Below are 18,034 nucleotides of genomic sequence, written 5' to 3'. Positions count from 1 at the left end.
AAAACGAGAAATATCGAACTTAAAATGTGTGTGCTTCGTCATAAAATGAGCGTTATCGCGCTATTTTTTTCATCTGTTTATACATGATGCATGTTTGTTAGATCATTCGTGCAACAATTTTGTTAACATTTTCGATTGGTGTGGATTATGTCACCAGGAGAAGGATGAAAAGTGTGGCAAACCGTAATCTGCAAGGCGTGCCGCTGGACAGCGATGGCGCGGCTTCATACAATCGGAGCTAACTAAAATGCGCTCGTATTTATTAAGGCGTCACCGGTAATCGGGACGAGGATTTTTATCCATCAACGCCTTGCAATTCAGGAGAGGTATGACAATGTCATTAGAAGTGTTTGAGAAACTGGAAGCAAAAGTACAGCAGGCGATTGATACCATCACTCTGTTGCAGATGGAAATCGAAGAGCTGAAAGAAAAAAACAACTCACTGTCGCAGGAAGTTCAAAATGCCCAGCATCAGCGCGAGGAGCTGGAGCGTGAGAACAACCATCTGAAAGAACAGCAGAACGGCTGGCAGGAACGTCTGCAGGCCCTGCTGGGTCGTATGGAAGAGGTTTAATCTCTTCCACGCAGAGGCGCCGCAAGGCGCCTTATTTTTTACTTCAGTGTTTTTTGAGCGAATGCGCATAAAAGACCTGACACAAGCACGGGACGTAATAGTGACCCCAGAAAGACTGAACTGATATATTTTCCAGCCATGCCAGGGACCCCGGACCACAGATTGCTGTGCTGAAGGTGACTAAGAAAAACAACTAATATCCATAGTATTAATAAGATAATGCATCTCGTATCAATAATATATCAATCAGATCATTGACGGGCAGAAAGCATCATTTTCATTACTTCTTCTTGATATTCGTCCAAATAATCTGGGTCGATGGCTGCGACCAGTTGTATCAAATTAGTGTTATCCAGTAGAGTCATGAAAATAGCATGTCTTACTTTGCCATCACTCATTGTTTGCACTCCTTCCTGATAAGCGCAGGTAAATCCCTGAACATCACAAACATGCATTTCTGCAGTTCCGTTTTGAGTCTTGGTAAGTTCCTCGATTGAATGTACACCGAGTTCATTTTGTGAGAAGGCAACAATAGCTAAAATAGCATGGGCATCCCGAGTCACCAGGGTTGGTCCTTGTTTTACTATATTGGCAACCCACTGTTTGCTCGGAACCGTGACGGTGATACCTGGCCCCGGGAAAGTATAATCCCATGTGCTGTGCCGTTCCCACACCGTATAGCTGCTATAGATAAGAAATAATCCCATTAACCAACAAGTGCCGCGAATAAAGCTGCGGCTGCTTCTTTTTTTTATCGTTATACAGATGATTGTGGCGGTAATAAATGATAGGGCAAGTGGGTTAAAAAACACGTTAGCAAAATATAAAATCATTTCACCAGTGTTGCCAGATAAAAGGAATTTGTAGCGGAAATGGTTAACGGCTATAAGAAATAAATATATAATTAAAAGAATAATATTCTGCATGAATACGTCCATGTATAAAAAAGGGGAATTTAATTCCCCTTTTAACGCATGGCAGATACTTATTCAATATCCAGCGGATCTTCAGAAAGAATAATCCCGGTATTGTCGGCATAGAGATGGTCGCCGGAGAAGAAAGTGACGCCGCCAAAATTGACGCGGACATCGCTTTCGCCAATGCCTTCGCCAGCGGCACCGACCGGAATTGCGGCCATCGCCTGGATGCCGATGTCCAGCTCTTCCAGATCATCTACCTGACGCACCGCGCCGTAAATGACCAGACCTTCCCATTCATTTTGTACTGCCAGACGTGCCAGTTCAGCATCGACCAGTGCGCGACGAACAGAACCACCGCCATCGACGACAAGGACACGACCACGGCCATTCTGTTCGAGCAGATCGTACAGCAACCCGTTGTCCTCGAAACATTTTACCGTGATGATTTGTCCGCCAAACGACGCCCGTCCACCAAAGTTGGAGAACAGCGGTTCCACGACGTTGACATCTTCTTGATAGATGTCACAAAGCTCGGAAGTATCGTATTTCATAGGCTTAACATTCAGTTGCTGCGAGAATTTTCAGTATATCGCGCTATGTGGGTTGTTGGCAAAATCATCAATTGTTAATTGATATTTGTCAGTTATGTAGCCAACTGGCTTAAGAATATTCCCAAAACAAACAGCAGGTTAGTTAGTAATGCTCCTTTGACGGTGCGTTCCAGCATCGGACGCATCGCCACCGGGTCCATTTCATGCATCACATAACGGGCTTGCTTCACCAGCAACGGTGCTGCCAGCAGGAACAGCCAACCCCACAGGCTATGCAGTGAAAAGAGATTAAACAGCGCCAGACACACCAGCGAGCCCATCAGCAGGCAAGCATGGTAACGACGGGCGTTCACTTCACCTAAGCGCACTACCAGTGTGTTTTTGCCATTCTCGCGGTCGCTATTGATATCGCGCAGATTGTTAATGTTAAGCACCGCCGTTGCCAGCAGACCACAGGCCGTTGCCGGAAGGATCAGCGCCGGAATCAGCGTATGCGCCTGCAAATACCAGCTGCCCATCACGCTCAACCAGCCAAAGAAAACCAGTACGGAAATATCACCCAGGCCGATATAACCATAAGGGCGATTGCCCACGGTATAGGTGATAGCGGCGATAATTGATAACCCACCAAGAATCAGGAAGCCGACAAAATCAGCCAGGTTATGACACGCCACTGCGACCAGCGCCAGTCCAGAGAGGCAAATGAGCACGACGGTAATAATGAGCGCCCGTTTCATCTCTTGCTGGGTAATGACCCCTTTTTGCATGCCGCGCAGCGGTCCAATGCGGTCAGGTTTGTCGCTACCTTTGACGGCATCACCGTAGTCATTGGCGAGGTTAGAGAGGATCTGTAATAGCCCGGCGGTAATGAGTGCCAGCAGAGCGACCAGCGGATCGAAGTGACCTTGCCACCATGCCAGCGCCGTCCCGACGATAATTGCAGCAAAGGCGAGGGGGAGGGTTTTAGGTCGTAAACTTTCCAGCCACGCCTGAGTTCGGCTAATTTGTTGTTCAGTCATAATACGCGCCAATAAAAATGGGGCCTTTCAGCCCCATCAAACAATGATGAAAATGATTGAACGCGATTATAGGATAAAACGGCTCAGATCTTCATCTGCCACCAACGCATCCAGATGTTTGCTCACATAATCTGCGTCAATAGTGATGGTTTGACCGCTTAAATCGCTGGCGTCGTAGGAAATCTCTTCCATCAAACGCTCCAGAACGGTATGTAAACGACGCGCACCGATGTTTTCGGTAGATTCGTTTACCTGCCATGCCGCTTCTGCAATGCGTTTGATACCGGAGTCGGTGAACTCAATATTCACGCCTTCGGTTGCCATCAGTGCTTTGTACTGCACGGTGATAGAGGCATTCGGCTCGGTCAGAATACGCTCAAAGTCGCTGGTGGTCAGGGCCTGCAGCTCAACGCGGATCGGCAGACGACCTTGCAGTTCTGGGATCAGGTCAGACGGTTTCGCAACCTGGAATGCGCCAGAAGCGATGAACAGAATGTGGTCTGTTTTGACCATCCCGTGTTTGGTGGAAACAGTACAACCTTCTACCAGCGGCAGCAGGTCACGCTGAACTCCTTCACGAGAAACATCCGGGCCGGAGGATTCGCCGCGCTTACAGATTTTGTCGATTTCGTCGATGAACACGATCCCGTGCTGTTCTACGGCGTCGATAGCGTCTTGCTTCAATTCTTCCGGATTTACCAGTTTCGCCGCTTCTTCTTCAATCAGCAGCTTCATGGCGTCTTTGATTTTCAGCTTACGCGCTTTTTGCTTCTGACCGCCCAGGTTCTGGAACATAGACTGCAACTGACTGGTCATCTCTTCCATTCCCGGAGGCGCCATAATTTCAACGCCCATCGGTGCTGCGGCAAGATCGATCTCGATTTCTTTGTCATCGAGTTGGCCTTCACGCAGTTTTTTGCGGAATGCCTGACGGGCAGCGGAAGGTTCCTGCTGCTGTTCGGTCTGTCCCCAGTTGTTTTTAGCCGGTGGGATCAGCACGTCGAGAATACGTTCTTCTGCCAATTCTTCAGCGCGATAACGGTTTTTCTCGATAGCTTGTACACGTACCATTTTCACTGCGGCATCGGTCAGGTCGCGAATAATAGAATCGACTTCTTTACCTACATAACCGACTTCGGTGAATTTGGTTGCTTCAACTTTGATGAACGGCGCGTTCGCCAGCTTAGCCAGACGACGGGCGATTTCAGTTTTACCGACGCCGGTCGGGCCGATCATCAGAATGTTTTTCGGGGTTACTTCATGGCGCAACTCTTCGTTGAGCTGCATGCGGCGCCAGCGGTTACGCAGTGCAATCGCCACGGAACGCTTAGCGTTATCCTGGCCGATGATGTGCTTATCAAGTTCGCTGACGATTTCGCGTGGGGTCATTTCAGACATGGGAGATCCTTACGCTTTGTAGCTTAATTCTTCGATGGTATGGAAATGGTTGGTATAGATGCAAATATCGCCTGCAATATCCAACGCCTTTTCAGCAATTTCACGGGCGCTAAGTTCTGTGTTTTCTAACAGAGCGCGTGCCGCAGCCTGGGCGTAAGGGCCGCCGGAGCCGATAGCAATAAGATCGTTTTCTGGCTGTACCACGTCACCGTTACCGGTGATGATCAGCGATGCAGTTTCGTCCGCGACCGCCAACAATGCTTCAAGTTTGCGCAACATGCGATCGGTACGCCAGTCTTTTGCCAGCTCAACTGCCGCTTTAACCAGATGGCCCTGATGCATTTCCAGTTTACGTTCAAACAGTTCGAACAACGTGAAGGCATCCGCCGTGCCGCCGGCAAAGCCTGCGATCACTTTATCGTTATACAGGCGGCGAACTTTTTTAACGTTGCCTTTCATTACGGTGTTACCCAGTGTGGCCTGACCATCACCGGCGATTACTACGTGGCCATTACGGCGTACGCTTACTATAGTTGTCACGAGCAGACCCCTTGGTTAGGAATACAGAATTCAAGCCCCGCACAATTGTGCGGGGCATAATGCAAGTATAGATGGGGGAGATTTTGAGGGTTTCAACCCCCGGTGGCGAGCCGAATGCAGTTTGTATGGCCTGCCATCTTCAAACGATTGAGGGTGTTGTCAGCGTTCTCTTTGCCTTTCACCGGCCCGATGACCACACGATTCCAGCCATTGTTGGTGGTAATTTTCGAGTCAAAGCCTTCGAAAGCCAACTGCGCACGTACAGTCTCAGCCTGTTCAGCACCTTTAAATGAACCGCACTGAACCATCCAGCGACGTTCATCTTTCTTCTCCGCTGTTGGTTTCGGCGCTTCAGCTGCGCGTGCTACTGGTGCGGCCTGCTGTGGCTTCGGCTGCGAGGTTGTATGCGCAGGCGTTTGCAGCAGATCCTGGTACGGTTGCTGGGTAGAAGCCGGTTTAGACTGGCGCGGTTGCGTCTGTACCGGCGCGGCTTGCGACGTACGCGTCTGTTGCTGCCAGCTTTGCTCGGTCGTACGCGACTGCTGAGCCAGGCGTTGCTGTTCCGCTAACTGCTGCGCCTGACGCTGGCGTTGCAGCGTTTGCTGGCGCTGTTCCGGTGTCTGCTCATTCCACGGGACTTCGGCAAGCTGCGTTGGTTGCTGACGCATATCAGCCTGCATTTGTTCAAGAAGTTGGCGCTGCTCCGGAGTCAGCTGATCCGGCGTTTTCACTTCGCCGCCTGCAGACGGTTCTGTTGGCGCACGCACGCCCGGCTGGCGACTTTCCAGCTCTTTAATGTAGCGCCAACGTTCTTCCGGTTTCGGAGGTAGTCCGTTTCCGGTCACTTTCTGGCTTTGCAGCGTCTCAGACTCTTCTTTCTTGTGGTGCGTAATGAAGTACAGACCCCCGATAAAGGTCACAAGAACGGCTGCAGCAATAGCGACCATTGCGGGAGAAACCGCAGGCATATTTCGTTGCTTTTTCCGTGAGGTGCTCTTTTTTCGCCGCGAAGGTGCCGGTTGGCTGCGGCGTACATAATCTCGTTGTGCCACTATCGTTTCGCTGTATTTATTCGTTCGTCAGCCCGCCATGTTACTTAAGCGGCGGGCCTTTGACCAGTCACGGAAGCCTTAAAGGTTTACTTTAAGATAACGTGCGCGTCGATCCCCGGATAATAAGCTCGCAGTCCATTAAACGTGAGCCGCTTCCGACCGTTTGCCCCTGCATTTGATCAAGCAGTAACAGCATAGCTTCTCGACCAATTTCGTAGCGCGGCTGTGCAATGGTTGTCAGCGGCGGATCGCAAAATTGTGTCAGGTCGATGTTGTCAAAACCGATTATGGAAAGGTCGTCAGGGACTTTCAGCCCCTGGCGTTTCGCCTGAGAAAGTGCGCCGAGCGCCATTACATCGCTATGACAGAAGACGGCAGTTGGCGGTTGCGGAAGGTCGAGCAGCTGTTGCATGGCTTTACTTCCGGCTTCGAAGGTGAAGTCGCCCCGGGCGATATATTGCGGATCAACCATAATGCCGCAGCGACGCAGTGCCTGCACGTAGCCTTGTAGACGGTAGTGACACAATGGCATCTCTTCGGGGCCGGCAATACAGCCAATCAGTTTATGCCCTTGTTCATACAGATAATTTACGGCATCAAAGGCAGCGGTCAGGTTGTCGATATGAACCGTAGGCAGTTCCAGCTCTGGTGCGAATTCGTTCGCCATCACCATCGGCGGCAGATTACGTTGTTCCTCTATGCTTGCATCAAACGGCAGCCTTGAACCCAGCAGCAACATGCCATCAATTTGTTTGGTGATGATCAAGTCGATAAAGGTCTTTTCCTGCTGATTTTGGTGTGCGCAGTCGCCAATCAGTACCAGATATCCATGACTTGCCGCCGTGACTTCGATACCGCGAATAATTTCACTAAAGAAGGGGTCGCAGATATCCGGGACAATCACCAGAATCGTTCGGGATTCATTACGCTTAGCGTTACGCCCCATTGGCTGCGGAAAATAACCCACTTCCCGGGCCGCTTTTTCAACCCGATTACGGGTGGCCTGGGAGACTTTATCTGGATTCATTAATGCTCGGGAGACGGTCGCTGTAGAGACTTTTGCCTTCAGGGCAACGTCTTTCATTGTTGCGGCAGTTTCCTGCTTCTTCGCTTTCACACTCACTCCTCGCCTGGCACGTCAGGCGTACTACATCCATGTTTACTTCATATCGGCAACATTTTTAGCAGATAGTGCGTGAAAACGGTTACAGAATTTTCATGAAAAGTGTGATGAATATTTAATTTTTCGATCCGCCTCGCATCGTGAGTGGTTTAGCCCTCAATGGGATCAACATCCAGCACCCATTTCACTTTGCGTGAATCCGGTATGGTATTGATAAGCGCCAGTGTGCCATTGATGATGTGTTGTAAACGCACGCGGGAAGGGTGCTGCAACAAGATTTGCCAGCGCCAGCGACCGCCGCGTTTAGGCGCCAGAGCCGGAACCGGGCCGAGAACCCACAATTTGTCATCCGCCAGTGGGCTGGAGAGAAGCAGATTACGCAACTGTTGCAGGAACAGCGGCGCGTGCTGATTGTTATGATCTTCCGCACGCACAATCACATGGCTGGTCCATGGCGGCAGCTGCATCATGCGTCGCTCAGCCAACGCCTGTTCCGCAAAAGCGTCATAACCTTTATACAGCAAGGTTTGTAAGAGAGGATGTTCCGGATGGTGCGTTTGCAGCACCACTTCGCCTTGTTTACCTGCGCGTCCGGCACGGCCTGCCACCTGGGTGTATAGCTGGGCAAAACGCTCCGCCGAGCGAAAATCGGCAGAAAACAGCGCGCCGTCCACGTCCAGTAATGCAACCAGCGTTACATCCGGGAAATGGTGACCTTTCGCCAGCATTTGCGTGCCAATCAAAATTCGCGCGCCGCCGCGATGCACTTCTGCCAGTTGCTGCTCCAGCGCGCCTTTACGGCTGGTGGTATCGCGGTCGATACGTGAAATGGCTACACCAGGGAAAAGCGGCGCTAACGTCTGTTCAAGTTGTTCTGTTCCCAGACCCACCGGCACCAGATGGGTAGAGCCGCAGGACGGACACTGGCGCGGTACTGGACGCTGACTGTCGCAATGATGGCAGCGCAAATGCTGCTGCGCCTGATGCAACGTGTAGTAGTGATCGCAACGTGGACATTCGGCAATCCAGCCGCAGTCGTGGCACAGCAGTGCAGGCGCAAAACCACGGCGGTTAAGAAAGAGAATGACCTGGTTATCGGCCTGCAAATGCTGGCGCATACGGGTGATTAACGCCGGAGCCAGCCCCGCCTGCACCTTCTGACCTTTTAAATCCAGTACATGTTGAATTGCCGGACGCGCATTACCCGCCCGACGTGTCAGGCGCAGCAGGCGGTATTTTTTCTGCTGCACGTTGCATAGCGTTTCCAGCGCGGGTGTTGCCGAGCCGAGAATTATCGGGATTTGCTCGCTGTGCGCACGATACACCGCCAGGTCGCGGGCATGATAGCGCCAGCCTTCCTGCTGCTTGTAGGAACTGTCGTGCTCTTCATCGATAACAATCACACCGAGATTTTTAAACGGTGTAAACAGTGCGGAACGGGTGCCAATCACAATCGCCGCCTCGCCATTTTTCGCTTTCAGCCATGCCGAAAGGCGCTCACTGTCATTCAGGCCGGAATGCAGAACTTCCACTGGCGCATTAAACCGTTCACGAAAACGGGCGATCGTTTGGGGTGTCAGGCCGATTTCCGGCACCATCACCAGCGCCTGCTTGCCCTGAGCGAGCACGTTTTCCAGCACGCTCAAATAAACCTCTGTTTTACCGGAACCGGTAACGCCCGCCAGCAGCCAGGCAGAAAAAGTATCCGCCGCGCTATGAATTGCGCCAACGGCGGTGGCTTGTTCGGTATTCAGCCGTAGACGTTCGCCAGTAACAGCATAGTTCGTTCGCCAGTCGCTAAATTCCGGCGTTTCGCTTGCCAGCTCGCAAAGACCTTTTTTGCGCAGCGCCTGTAGTGCGGCATCGTTGAATTCAAGTTCCGCTACCTGGTCACGCCAGATTTTCCCTTGTCGCAACGCCGCCAGCGCCTGTTGTTGCTTAGGCGAACGTTTCAGGCTGTTGATATCCACCGCCTGGCCTTGTTCGGTAGCAAACCAGTACCACATGGGCGCGTTCGCCGCAGGCCGCCCCTGGCGCAATAAAATCGGCAAGGCATGAAACAATACATCGCCAATTGGATGATGATAGTAATCCGCCGCCCAAAGCAGTAAGCGCCAGACGGAACTGGAAAAAACGGGTTCACTGTCCAGCACTTCTACTACGGTTTTCAGTTCGTTGAGCGGCAACTCGCTGACGTCGCTAACTGACACGACAATCCCGATGCGCTCCTGCTGTTTGCCAAACGGCACGCGCACGCGACACCCGGCTTTAACCGTCATGCCTTCTGGCAGGAGATAGTCAAAGGTGCGGGGAAGCGGAACGGGCAAGGCAACGTGGGCAACGGGCATAGCATCATCCTGACTTGAAATTCGGTGGAACAGTATACACATTGCGGTAGAGGAGTGCGGATCAGTTTGCATACGCTGGTTAATTTCTGTATGATTCGGCGCCTTTGATACGAAATGATCGTATTGAAACTATACTTTAAACATCGCGTGGTGTCTGGCGTTAGGGCTGGAAGAGCGACGCGGCCTTAAACCGAGGTTTTCCCATGAAAAAAGATATTCACCCGAAATACGAAGAAATTACTGCTAGCTGCTCTTGCGGTAACGTAATGAAAATCCGCTCCACCGTTGGTCATGACCTGAACCTCGACGTGTGCAGCAAGTGCCACCCGTTCTTCACTGGCAAACAGCGTGATGTTGCTACCGGTGGCCGTGTTGACCGCTTCAACAAGCGTTTCAACATCCCGGGCAGCAAATAAGACCGGATTTCCGAAAAAAGCGCCGAACGGCGCTTTTTTTGTGCCTGAAAACTTTCATTAGCAGGATAACGTATTGGATCTTTATCTTTCCTTTACATCGCGAAAATCCATTTTATCAATACCGTATTTTTTCATGCGCAAATACAGCTTTTTTCTGGGGATCTGAAAGTAATCGGCAACGTCGTTGATACGTCCCTGGAAGAAGTTGAGTGCATCAATAATTATTTGTCTTTCATAGCTTTCTACACGTTCATCAAGTGGTGTTGGATCAGCATCCATCATCTGCAAACTGACTGAATCGTCCAGCATTAAAACACCCACAGCCACCAATTCTGCTGCATTTATTAATTCAATGATATTACCGGGCCAGGTTCGCGCCATCAGTCGTTTATAAAACGTTTTTCCCAGCAGCGGTTGTTGGCGATTTAATCGTTTACAGGTGAGAGTCAGATAATGGTGAAAAATAGGCTCAATATCCCCCGGGCGTTGACTTAGCGGTGGGCATTCGATGTGGGTAAGTGAAAAAAGAAAATACAATGCGGGAATAATTTTTTGTGTGGCGGCAAGTGCAGCCAGAGGGCTTTGATTAACAACAATCAGACGAAACGATCGATCCTGTGGGCGTTCCTGGAGTTGAATCAAGAGACGCTGATTTTCTTGCGTTAAATATTCAAGTTCTTTTAATAACAGCGTGCCACCTTTTGCTTCTTCCACCCATTCTTCCAGCGGTTGCTGACTATTAGCGCTGAGTGTGCGTTCAATTAAAGGCCTTTCCTTGCGAGAACTAAATTGGTGAAGATAATGGGCGGCTAATGTTCTGCCGGTTCCAGGTTCGCCGTAAAAACAGACGGGAAGATCGGTTTCTGCCAGAGTTTCAAGCTGCTGACGCGTCTGACGAACCCAGCCACTGTTGCCGATTAAGTGCCGATTAAATTGCGCTCGTCGCCATTTTTTTTGTTCCAGATAATCTTCACGCTCTGCCAGCGCTTTCTCGATAAGCGATAAAAATTGTTCCGGATTAATCGGTTTTTGCAGGAAATCCCACGCGCCTTTTTTTACCGCTTCAACGGCCATTGGGACATCGCCGTGGCCGGTGATCATCAGAATGGGAAGATTAGGATCAATCAGCATTATTTTTTCCAGCAGCATAATGCCTGAAATATCCGGCATGCAAACGTCGCATACCACGATTCCTTCCCAGGTATCTTGCAGCAATTGCAGCGCTTCTGAAGGGTTGCTACAGGTACATACTGCATAACCCTCTTGCTGTAAGAGAGAACTGTAGGCTTGCAGAACATCATTGTCGTCATCAATGAGCAGTATTGTTGGAGTTGTATCTGTCATGCTTAAAGTTTCCTGAAACATAGAATAACCAACGCATGGCGGTCGAGGGTAGACGCAATATATAGCTCTCCCTGGCACTGACGCATAATAGAATGACTAATCGAAAGACCAATACCTAAACCTACAGCTTTGTCAGTCGTAAACGGTGTTAATAGTCGATCAGCCAGAAGCACTGGCCAGCCTTTTCCATTATCAGCAATATAGAGCGTTAACGTGGTGTCTTCTTCTTCAAAGTTAATGGTTATTGTGGGCGGTTTTTCCTGACTGGCTTCCAGGGCATTCGTAAATAAATTAACTAAAACTTGTTGAATCAAAACATCGTCGCCATAAACGGCAGGAAAATTATCCGGGTAGTGAAGAGATGCTTTCAGTGGTCGATGTTTTAATGCCAGAAGCTCCCAGGATGAATAAATTACCTGCTGTAAATTAATTGCTCCGCCTACGAGTTCACTATCGCGTCGGCGGGCGAAGTTTCGCAGTCGTTTAACGATATTATCCATGCGCTCAACCAGCGATCGCATCGTAACGATATAGTTTTTCGCTAAACCAGTGTCTTGTTGCTCTATAGCGCGATTGGCGCTGAACAGGTACATAGATAATGCATTAAGCGGTTGATTGATTTCATGTGCCAGTGTTGTCATTGTCTGCCCAACTACGGCCAGTTTGGCGGTTTGGATCAATTCACTTTGTGCGGTTCGCAGATTTTTTTCTGTCGCGATTCGATCACAGATTTCCTGCCCCAGTTGACGTTGCTGTTGATTAATTTTCTCTATCGTCTGGCGGAGTAGGTTGGCAATTCTACCAAGCTCATCATTGCCGGAGACTGGAATATCTGCATCGAGTTCACCGTTACTTAATTTGACGACGGCATCATTCAGTAAGCGAAAACGGCGGATCATCCTTGGTCGAATGTAGAAATAATTCACCAGAATAACGAACAGTAAGGCCGTCACCATAGCGGCAAAAATCAGTAGTCCGCTGATTTGCATTATTTTTTCTAATCGCAGATTGAAAGTTTGTAGCTGTTGATGGCTATTACCCAGTTGCGTTTCTAATTGGCCACGTATTTGCGTAAATACACGCTCTTTATCCCTGATGGTATTCATAAGGGTCTGTTGAGCCTGCTGCCAGGCGGCCAGAGTTCCGGGTAGATAATTTTGCTGTGTACCCAGTTCCCACAGGGAATAAACTGTCTGGTGTAATGTAATAGTGCTGGAATAAGACGCTAACGACCGCACATTTTCGTCAATGCTATGCTTCAAAAAATCCAGGTATTGAATATGTTGTCTTAACGACTCGGTATCATTGTTATGCGTGTTAAGCATCTCCTTTAAGGTACTGACGATTTCAGTTTCTATATGTGAGAGTTCGAAAACGAGCTGCAACTCGTTTTGAATAGATTGCAGTGCATTTTGCAACCCCTGGTTTTCGTGAAGATTTTTCCGTTGGCTGAGTTGATTGAGCAATGATGATTGTTGCCAACTTAAATCCTGAGTCAGGGAGTTGAGTTCATTATTGAAATCGTCATGCAACCAGTTAACTCTTGAAGAGATAACGTCGAGTTTTCCGTTTTCCTTATTATGTTCATTCAATGCCTTATCGAGATTGCCAAGCAATTTGCGACTACTGGCGACCTGTTGGTTAAGCGCACTTTGATGTACTGAATCAAGATGGGGATTAATTGACTGAATTTTTTGTAGCCGTTGTTCAATTTGCTCTCTTACCTGAAGGCGGCTATCGGTGTTGGTTGTCTGTTGTAGCTCATTGAATTCATTTACCAATGCCGTGAGATTTTCTTCAAAAAGAAATGAAGCCTGAATTCGTGGGAAATAATCGTCAAGTGCGTAACGAACCTGAGAATTTTGTTCATGCCAGGAATAAAGGCTAACCACACTAACAAATAGCGTAAGAACGGCACTAAAAACAAAGGCGAGCCGCAAGCTCGTCCCGATAGTATGTAGTTGTTTCACTTTAATGACTCAAGTTGCGTATTCACTAATTGCTGCTGCTGCAGGAAAAAATGCTGCCATGCCATAATCTGGGCTTCACGAAAACCTGATTGCAGTTCGAATTGCTGTAGATATGTAGGATTAACAGACTGTTGTGGAGTAACGGGAACTGCGATTAATAGTGCGCGCACCTCTGGCAATGTCCGCTTAAGCCGATGTTCTGCGGCATATAATGCTTTCCAACTTTTCTGAAGCTCGGTAAGGCGAAAAGTAATCGCATAATCAAATAACAATTGCACGAGCTTTTGGCGTTGCATGATCAACGGGTAATCAAGCGAAGGAGATGCAAATAACCGCATTTGTTGGTCAGCGAGTGGAGTGCCGGAGGGCAGAGGATATACCGGATACTTCCCTGAATCAGAATCGCTCAGTGCTTGCTGACCTTCCGGACTCAACAAGAAATCAATAAAACGTCCCGCCTCTTGTGGATGATTACTGCCTTCTGTAATGGCAATAAACATAGGCGCTGCGCGCGAGTTGGGGAAATAGCTGAAACGTAAAGTTGAATTATTAAGCAGTACGTTAGCGTAATTGTCGATTACCGGACCAGCGTCCCCCAGTCCTGTACTGATCTTATTTGCTACGCCGAAGCTACGTGATGAAATGGTGGCGAGATTACCGCCTATTTTCAGTAGTGTACTCCAACCGCTACTCCATCCTTGTTGCTGCAGAAGATCTTCAATCATCAGATGAGTAGTATCTGAACGAGAAGGACTGCTCATTAATAGCGTTCCTTGATAACGCGACTTACTTAATTCCTGCCATGACGTTGGCACAGGCTCTTTTTTGTCTTCCAGATGCGCCACATTGATAAGAATGCCGTAGCCCGATATGGCAACAGCAACGGTGGTTGAACGAATGGATTCCGGTACTAACTTTCTACTTGTTTCTATTTGATTATTAAATGGCTGGAGCAGATTTTTACTTTGTAACCGCTGTAGCAACATTGGGGATGAACTCAGTACTAGATCAATATTTTCACCCAATGGATTTTCCAGCAGGCGCTCAATAGATGCACTGGTTCGGTTGAGCGTACGGATTTTGGTTGCCTGTGGTTGCTTTTGCCATTGACTGATAATGTGCTCTGTCGCTTCCGAAGAAAGCGTTGTAGCAATCACTAATTCATGCGCTGAGGCAACGCTGATATATAAAATCCAATAGATTAGTGCTCTTTGTATAATGCGAATCATGTCAAAAATCCCATTAATAAGAGATAAATTCCTGGGCTGTAATCCATGTTGTTATCCATTAGTTAACATAAGCAACGAACTTCAAGCCATGTGTTTTTGTATTTGTAAATTATCATTAATTCGGCAAGCAACCAGCATTACTATATCCGCAAGTGACTGTTACGGAAATGCGCATTAATTAATTTCCACATTTTCGCTCTCAGATTCAGGTTCTGACTGTATAGCAGTAAAAAATGAAATTTGTTATTGGCGGCTTCATCCCATTTTTTTACTCGTTGAGGATGGTAATAACAAGCACTATCGTAAATAGGGTCATCTGCGGTGGCCTGATGCAGACTTAGCGTCTCAGTAATCATGACGGAGTTCCAGTCTTCAGAAACCATAAAAAAGGCCTTAATTTGAGCGCAAATCAGCGTGTTACGACGGATATCCTGAAGGTGTTCAGACTCTGCTTTTTGTTGTGCGGTGATGAAGGTTTTCATGTTGTGCAGCATGGTTCTCTGGCATAACAAGAACAAGTATCTTCAATGATCCCGATTATAGAAGCAAAATATGTGATTGAACTCAAAAAATGAAAATTTTAATAAAACTAATTTTTTTTAAAATTGGGCCTGTTGTAACACGTTAAGGTTTAAATAATAACCATGTTGCATTTTCCAAAATCAAATATGGGAAAGAAATGGAACATTGAATTTGTTTTTTTGAGTCAGTTTTGACTCATTTGCCCTGTATTGTAACTTAAACTCTCTTGCTTCACTATCTTCAAAACTCACTAAGCAAAGGCTTTTTAAATACTCTTCAGAGAGTAGTAATGAGCATTGCTATGAATATTATTATTTGATTAAACAACACTATGAACTGGAAGGTGATATATGCTTTCTTTATTGAAACCTAAAGTGGCAACACATAAGGTTCCTGAAAGTGAAGTGAAAAGTACCTATAATCGTTACCGTATGCAGGCGTTATTCAGCGTATTTATCGGTTATCTTTCGTATTACATTGTCAGGAATAACTTTGTTCTCTCTACACCGTATTTAAAACAAGAGCTTAATCTTTCTGCGACGCAAATAGGGCTGTTAAGCAGTTGTATGCTGATAGCCTACGGTATTAGTAAAGGGATAATGAGCAGTCTGGCGGATAAAGCTAATCCTAAAGTATATATGGCAGTGGGTTTAATACTTTGTGCTCTCGTTAACGTGGCACTTGGTTTTAGTTTCGCATTCTGGATGTTTGCAGGACTTGTCATTCTGAATGGTTTCTTTCAGGGAATGGGTGTTGGCCCGTCATTTATTACGATCGCTAACTGGTTTCCTCGTAAAGAACGGGGCATTGTCGGCGCGGTCTGGAATATTTCGCACAACGTGGGTGGTGGTATTGTTGCTCCGATTGTCGGCGGCGCATTTGCCGTACTGGGCACTGAACACTGGAAAATAGCAACATATGTTATTCCAGCGATTGTCTCTGTTGTCATTGCTATCGTGGTACTGATGTCAGGTAAAGGTTCACCGGTAAGTGAAGGTTTGCCGCCATTAAACGAAATCGTTCCGGACGACGTCAGCATTAAAGCAAAAGATGATCGTGCGCCGGAAGATATGACGGCCTGGCAAATTTTTTGTACCTATGTGCTTAAAAATAAGAATGCCTGGTTTGTCTCTTTCGTTGATGTTTTTGTCTATATGGTGCGTTTCGGAATTATCAGCTGGTTACCTATTTATCTGTTAAGCGTGAAGCATTTTACAAAGACCGAAATGAGTACGGCATTTTTAATCTTCGAATGGGCGGCTATTCCAACGACATTATTTGCTGGCTGGTTGAGTGATAAATTATTTCATGGTCGCCGTATGCCGCCAGCTATTATCAGTATGGTATTGATTTTCTTCTGCCTGTTGGGCTACTGGAAAAGCGATTCTCTACTCTCTATTACTATTTTCGCTGCTTGCGTGGGCTGCCTTATCTATGTTCCGCAGTTCCTGGCCTCTGTTCAGACAATGGAAATTGTTCCCAGTTTTGCCGTGGGCTCCGCTGTCGGTTTGCGTGGTTTCATGAGCTATATTCTTGGCGCGACGCTTGGTACAAGCCTGTTTGGTATTATGGTCGATGAGGTTGGTTGGGATGGTGGTTTTTATCTTCTGCTTGCTGGTGTTATCTGTTGCATCATTTTCTGTACGTTAACGCACTTTGGTGCGATCGCTATGGAAAAACAACGTCATAATGATGCTGAGACGTATCAACCAGAGCTTCAGACCCAAAAAAGCTAAGTTTTAGGGCCAGTCACGATGTGATTGGCCCACTCGCTTCTCCGCACAATTGCCTTTCATCATCGATTTCGTACCCGTTTGGTTGCGTAAAGCGCATTTCGAGTTATGGCAAAACGCGATTAACGTTTGCGGCGGGAACGCCAGCCGTGTTCACAGTAATCCATTACCACGAAAACAGCGGCCACTCTTTGGCGACGGTAGTGAGTTGTGGCGCATCGAACAGGGCTTGTGGCGAAACCACCGTTTCCTCAAGCGGGATATTTTTACCGTATCGTTCTTTAAGCTTTCCCTGGACCAGCGGGTTGCTAAGATCGAATTCTTTCAGCTTTTGCTGTTCACCTATGCGCATTCCCAGCGCGTTCTGATAAACCTTCCACACCACTTCCGAACAGTACTGGCGATCGTCGCTCCACGAGAAGCTGAAGTCATACGGTTTGCCGAGATAGCGTTTTGCGGTTTGCGCCAGTTTTTGCTGTTGTTCAACACTCAGTCCGCCTTCAACGCGGCGCACAATGTATTTGCCCTTTTCACCGTGGGCTATCCACTGTTTGAGCGGTGTGTATTTCACCGGACCGACCGCTTCAAAAACGTAGGGCTGCTTGTTGCGTATCACCAGCATACCGGTGTGGCTGTAATCGGAATGGGTCGCCAGTTGGATCGCTTTGCTTTGCGATGAGCGAGAGATCTGAAAGATGATGTCGCCGGTTTGTGGTTGCCAGGCAAAGGCAGGTACAGAAACCAGCAGGCTGAGGATCAGCAGCCTGTTTTTCATAGTTAAACGTCCATGTATAAAAAAAGCGGCTGGTTAACGCCAGACCGCTTTTTTCAGCATTAGTATTCCCACGTCTCCGGGTTAATCCCCATCTCACGCATGATCTCTTTTGCCGCTTCCGGAATTTCGTCGCTGCGCTCTTTACGCAGGTCGGCATCATCCGGCAGAGGTTGCCCGGTAAAGGCATGCAGAAACGCTTCGCACAGCAGTTCGCTGTTAGTAGCGTGACGCAGGTTGTTCACCTGACGACGCGTGCGTTCATCGGTGAGGATTTTTAACACCTTAAGAGGAATGGAAACCGTAATCTTTTTGACTTGCTCACTCTTCTTGCCGTGCTCAGCGTATGGGCTGATATATTCGCCGCTCCATTCAGCCATGAGATACTTAATCCTCTTCGTCAATAAATTGAAACCAGACCACACAATTAATGTGGGTAATGGCCATAAACCCGCATAGTTTACCGTACAGGCGCTACCGTGACATCGTGTAATGCACCTGTCGGCGTGATAATGCATGTAAT

General features: G+C 48.0%; 17 protein-coding genes. 3 read left to right on the top strand and 14 right to left on the bottom strand.

Annotated elements, in window-relative coordinates; all coding sequences use genetic code 11:
• The first annotated feature begins 328 nt into the window (after positions 1-328).
• A complete protein-coding gene (gene zapB / locus AACS80_RS16910) occupies positions 329-574 on the top strand; it encodes a septal ring assembly protein ZapB (protein ID WP_001296623.1) in 246 nt (81 codons plus the stop codon).
• Positions 575-825: 251 nt separating this feature from the next.
• Here the strand turns inward: zapB and AACS80_RS16905 are convergent, their stop codons facing one another.
• From AACS80_RS16905 to priA, 8 genes are all read right to left on the bottom strand, one after another.
• Positions 826-1,500, bottom strand: coding sequence for a hypothetical protein (locus AACS80_RS16905; RefSeq protein WP_135493208.1), 675 nt, complete (start codon positions 1,498-1,500; stop codon positions 826-828).
• 59 nt (positions 1,501-1,559) lie between these two features.
• A complete protein-coding gene (gene rraA, locus AACS80_RS16900; protein ID WP_000872908.1) occupies positions 1,560-2,045 on the bottom strand; it encodes a ribonuclease E activity regulator RraA in 486 nt (161 codons plus the stop codon).
• A 92-nt stretch (positions 2,046-2,137) separates the two neighbouring features.
• The gene (menA, locus tag AACS80_RS16895; protein ID WP_135410666.1) at positions 2,138-3,064 is read right to left on the bottom strand and encodes a 1,4-dihydroxy-2-naphthoate polyprenyltransferase; all 927 of its coding nucleotides are present in this window, start codon (positions 3,062-3,064) and stop codon (positions 2,138-2,140) included.
• A gap of 66 nt (positions 3,065-3,130) precedes the next feature.
• A complete protein-coding gene (gene hslU, locus AACS80_RS16890) occupies positions 3,131-4,462 on the bottom strand; it encodes an HslU--HslV peptidase ATPase subunit (protein WP_001293348.1) in 1,332 nt (443 codons plus the stop codon).
• A gap of 9 nt (positions 4,463-4,471) precedes the next feature.
• Positions 4,472-5,002: an ATP-dependent protease subunit HslV gene (gene hslV, locus AACS80_RS16885; protein WP_000208242.1), complete on the bottom strand. Its 531-nt coding sequence runs from the start codon at positions 5,000-5,002 to the stop codon at positions 4,472-4,474.
• Positions 5,003-5,094: 92 nt separating this feature from the next.
• The gene (gene ftsN, locus AACS80_RS16880; protein ID WP_135410667.1) at positions 5,095-6,054 is read right to left on the bottom strand and encodes a cell division protein FtsN; all 960 of its coding nucleotides are present in this window, start codon (positions 6,052-6,054) and stop codon (positions 5,095-5,097) included.
• A gap of 91 nt (positions 6,055-6,145) precedes the next feature.
• Positions 6,146-7,171 carry a DNA-binding transcriptional regulator CytR gene (gene cytR, locus AACS80_RS16875; protein ID WP_130237791.1) on the bottom strand — a complete coding sequence of 342 codons (1,026 nt, stop codon included), beginning with the start codon at positions 7,169-7,171 and terminating at the stop codon, positions 6,146-6,148.
• Positions 7,172-7,326: 155 nt separating this feature from the next.
• The gene (priA, locus tag AACS80_RS16870; RefSeq protein ID WP_130206602.1) at positions 7,327-9,525 is read right to left on the bottom strand and encodes a primosomal protein N'; all 2,199 of its coding nucleotides are present in this window, start codon (positions 9,523-9,525) and stop codon (positions 7,327-7,329) included.
• Positions 9,526-9,728: 203 nt separating this feature from the next.
• Here priA and rpmE point away from each other — a divergent pair, with 203 nt between their 5' ends.
• Positions 9,729-9,941 carry a 50S ribosomal protein L31 gene (rpmE, locus tag AACS80_RS16865; protein ID WP_000710769.1) on the top strand — a complete coding sequence of 71 codons (213 nt, stop codon included), beginning with the start codon at positions 9,729-9,731 and terminating at the stop codon, positions 9,939-9,941.
• Positions 9,942-10,022: 81 nt separating this feature from the next.
• Here the strand turns inward: rpmE and pgtA are convergent, their stop codons facing one another.
• From pgtA to AACS80_RS16845, 4 genes are all read right to left on the bottom strand, one after another.
• On the bottom strand, positions 10,023-11,285 hold the full coding sequence (pgtA, locus tag AACS80_RS16860; protein ID WP_130215272.1) for a two-component system response regulator PgtA: 1,263 nt from the start codon (positions 11,283-11,285) through the stop codon (positions 10,023-10,025).
• 2 nt (positions 11,286-11,287) lie between these two features.
• Entirely contained in the window at positions 11,288-13,255 is a 1,968-nt protein-coding gene (gene pgtB / locus AACS80_RS16855; protein ID WP_138183884.1) for a two-component system sensor histidine kinase PgtB, read from the bottom strand.
• Positions 13,252-14,484 (bottom strand): ABC transporter substrate-binding protein, encoded by a 1,233-nt coding sequence (locus AACS80_RS16850; RefSeq protein WP_135410668.1) that lies wholly within the window; start codon positions 14,482-14,484, stop codon positions 13,252-13,254. Before AACS80_RS16850 ends, pgtB begins: the two co-directional genes overlap by 4 nt.
• A gap of 140 nt (positions 14,485-14,624) precedes the next feature.
• Positions 14,625-14,966 carry a hypothetical protein gene (locus AACS80_RS16845; protein ID WP_135490497.1) on the bottom strand — a complete coding sequence of 114 codons (342 nt, stop codon included), beginning with the start codon at positions 14,964-14,966 and terminating at the stop codon, positions 14,625-14,627.
• A 390-nt stretch (positions 14,967-15,356) separates the two neighbouring features.
• Here AACS80_RS16845 and pgtP point away from each other — a divergent pair, with 390 nt between their 5' ends.
• Positions 15,357-16,742 (top strand): phosphoglycerate transporter PgtP, encoded by a 1,386-nt coding sequence (gene pgtP, locus AACS80_RS16840; protein ID WP_138183883.1) that lies wholly within the window; start codon positions 15,357-15,359, stop codon positions 16,740-16,742.
• A 163-nt stretch (positions 16,743-16,905) separates the two neighbouring features.
• Here the strand turns inward: pgtP and AACS80_RS16835 are convergent, their stop codons facing one another.
• Positions 16,906-17,514 (bottom strand): YiiX family permuted papain-like enzyme, encoded by a 609-nt coding sequence (locus AACS80_RS16835; RefSeq protein WP_135410670.1) that lies wholly within the window; start codon positions 17,512-17,514, stop codon positions 16,906-16,908.
• A 59-nt stretch (positions 17,515-17,573) separates the two neighbouring features.
• Positions 17,574-17,891, bottom strand: a complete 318-nt coding sequence (gene metJ / locus AACS80_RS16830) for a met regulon transcriptional regulator MetJ (RefSeq protein WP_000852812.1) — start codon at positions 17,889-17,891, stop codon at positions 17,574-17,576.
• Positions 17,892-18,034: the final 143 nt, after the last annotated feature.

This window comes from Escherichia sp. E4385 (genome assembly GCF_963883145.1).
Classification (GTDB): domain Bacteria; phylum Pseudomonadota; class Gammaproteobacteria; order Enterobacterales; family Enterobacteriaceae; genus Escherichia.
The sequence above is the reverse complement of the archived record's forward strand: the minus strand, read 5'-3'. Positions and strand labels throughout refer to the sequence as shown.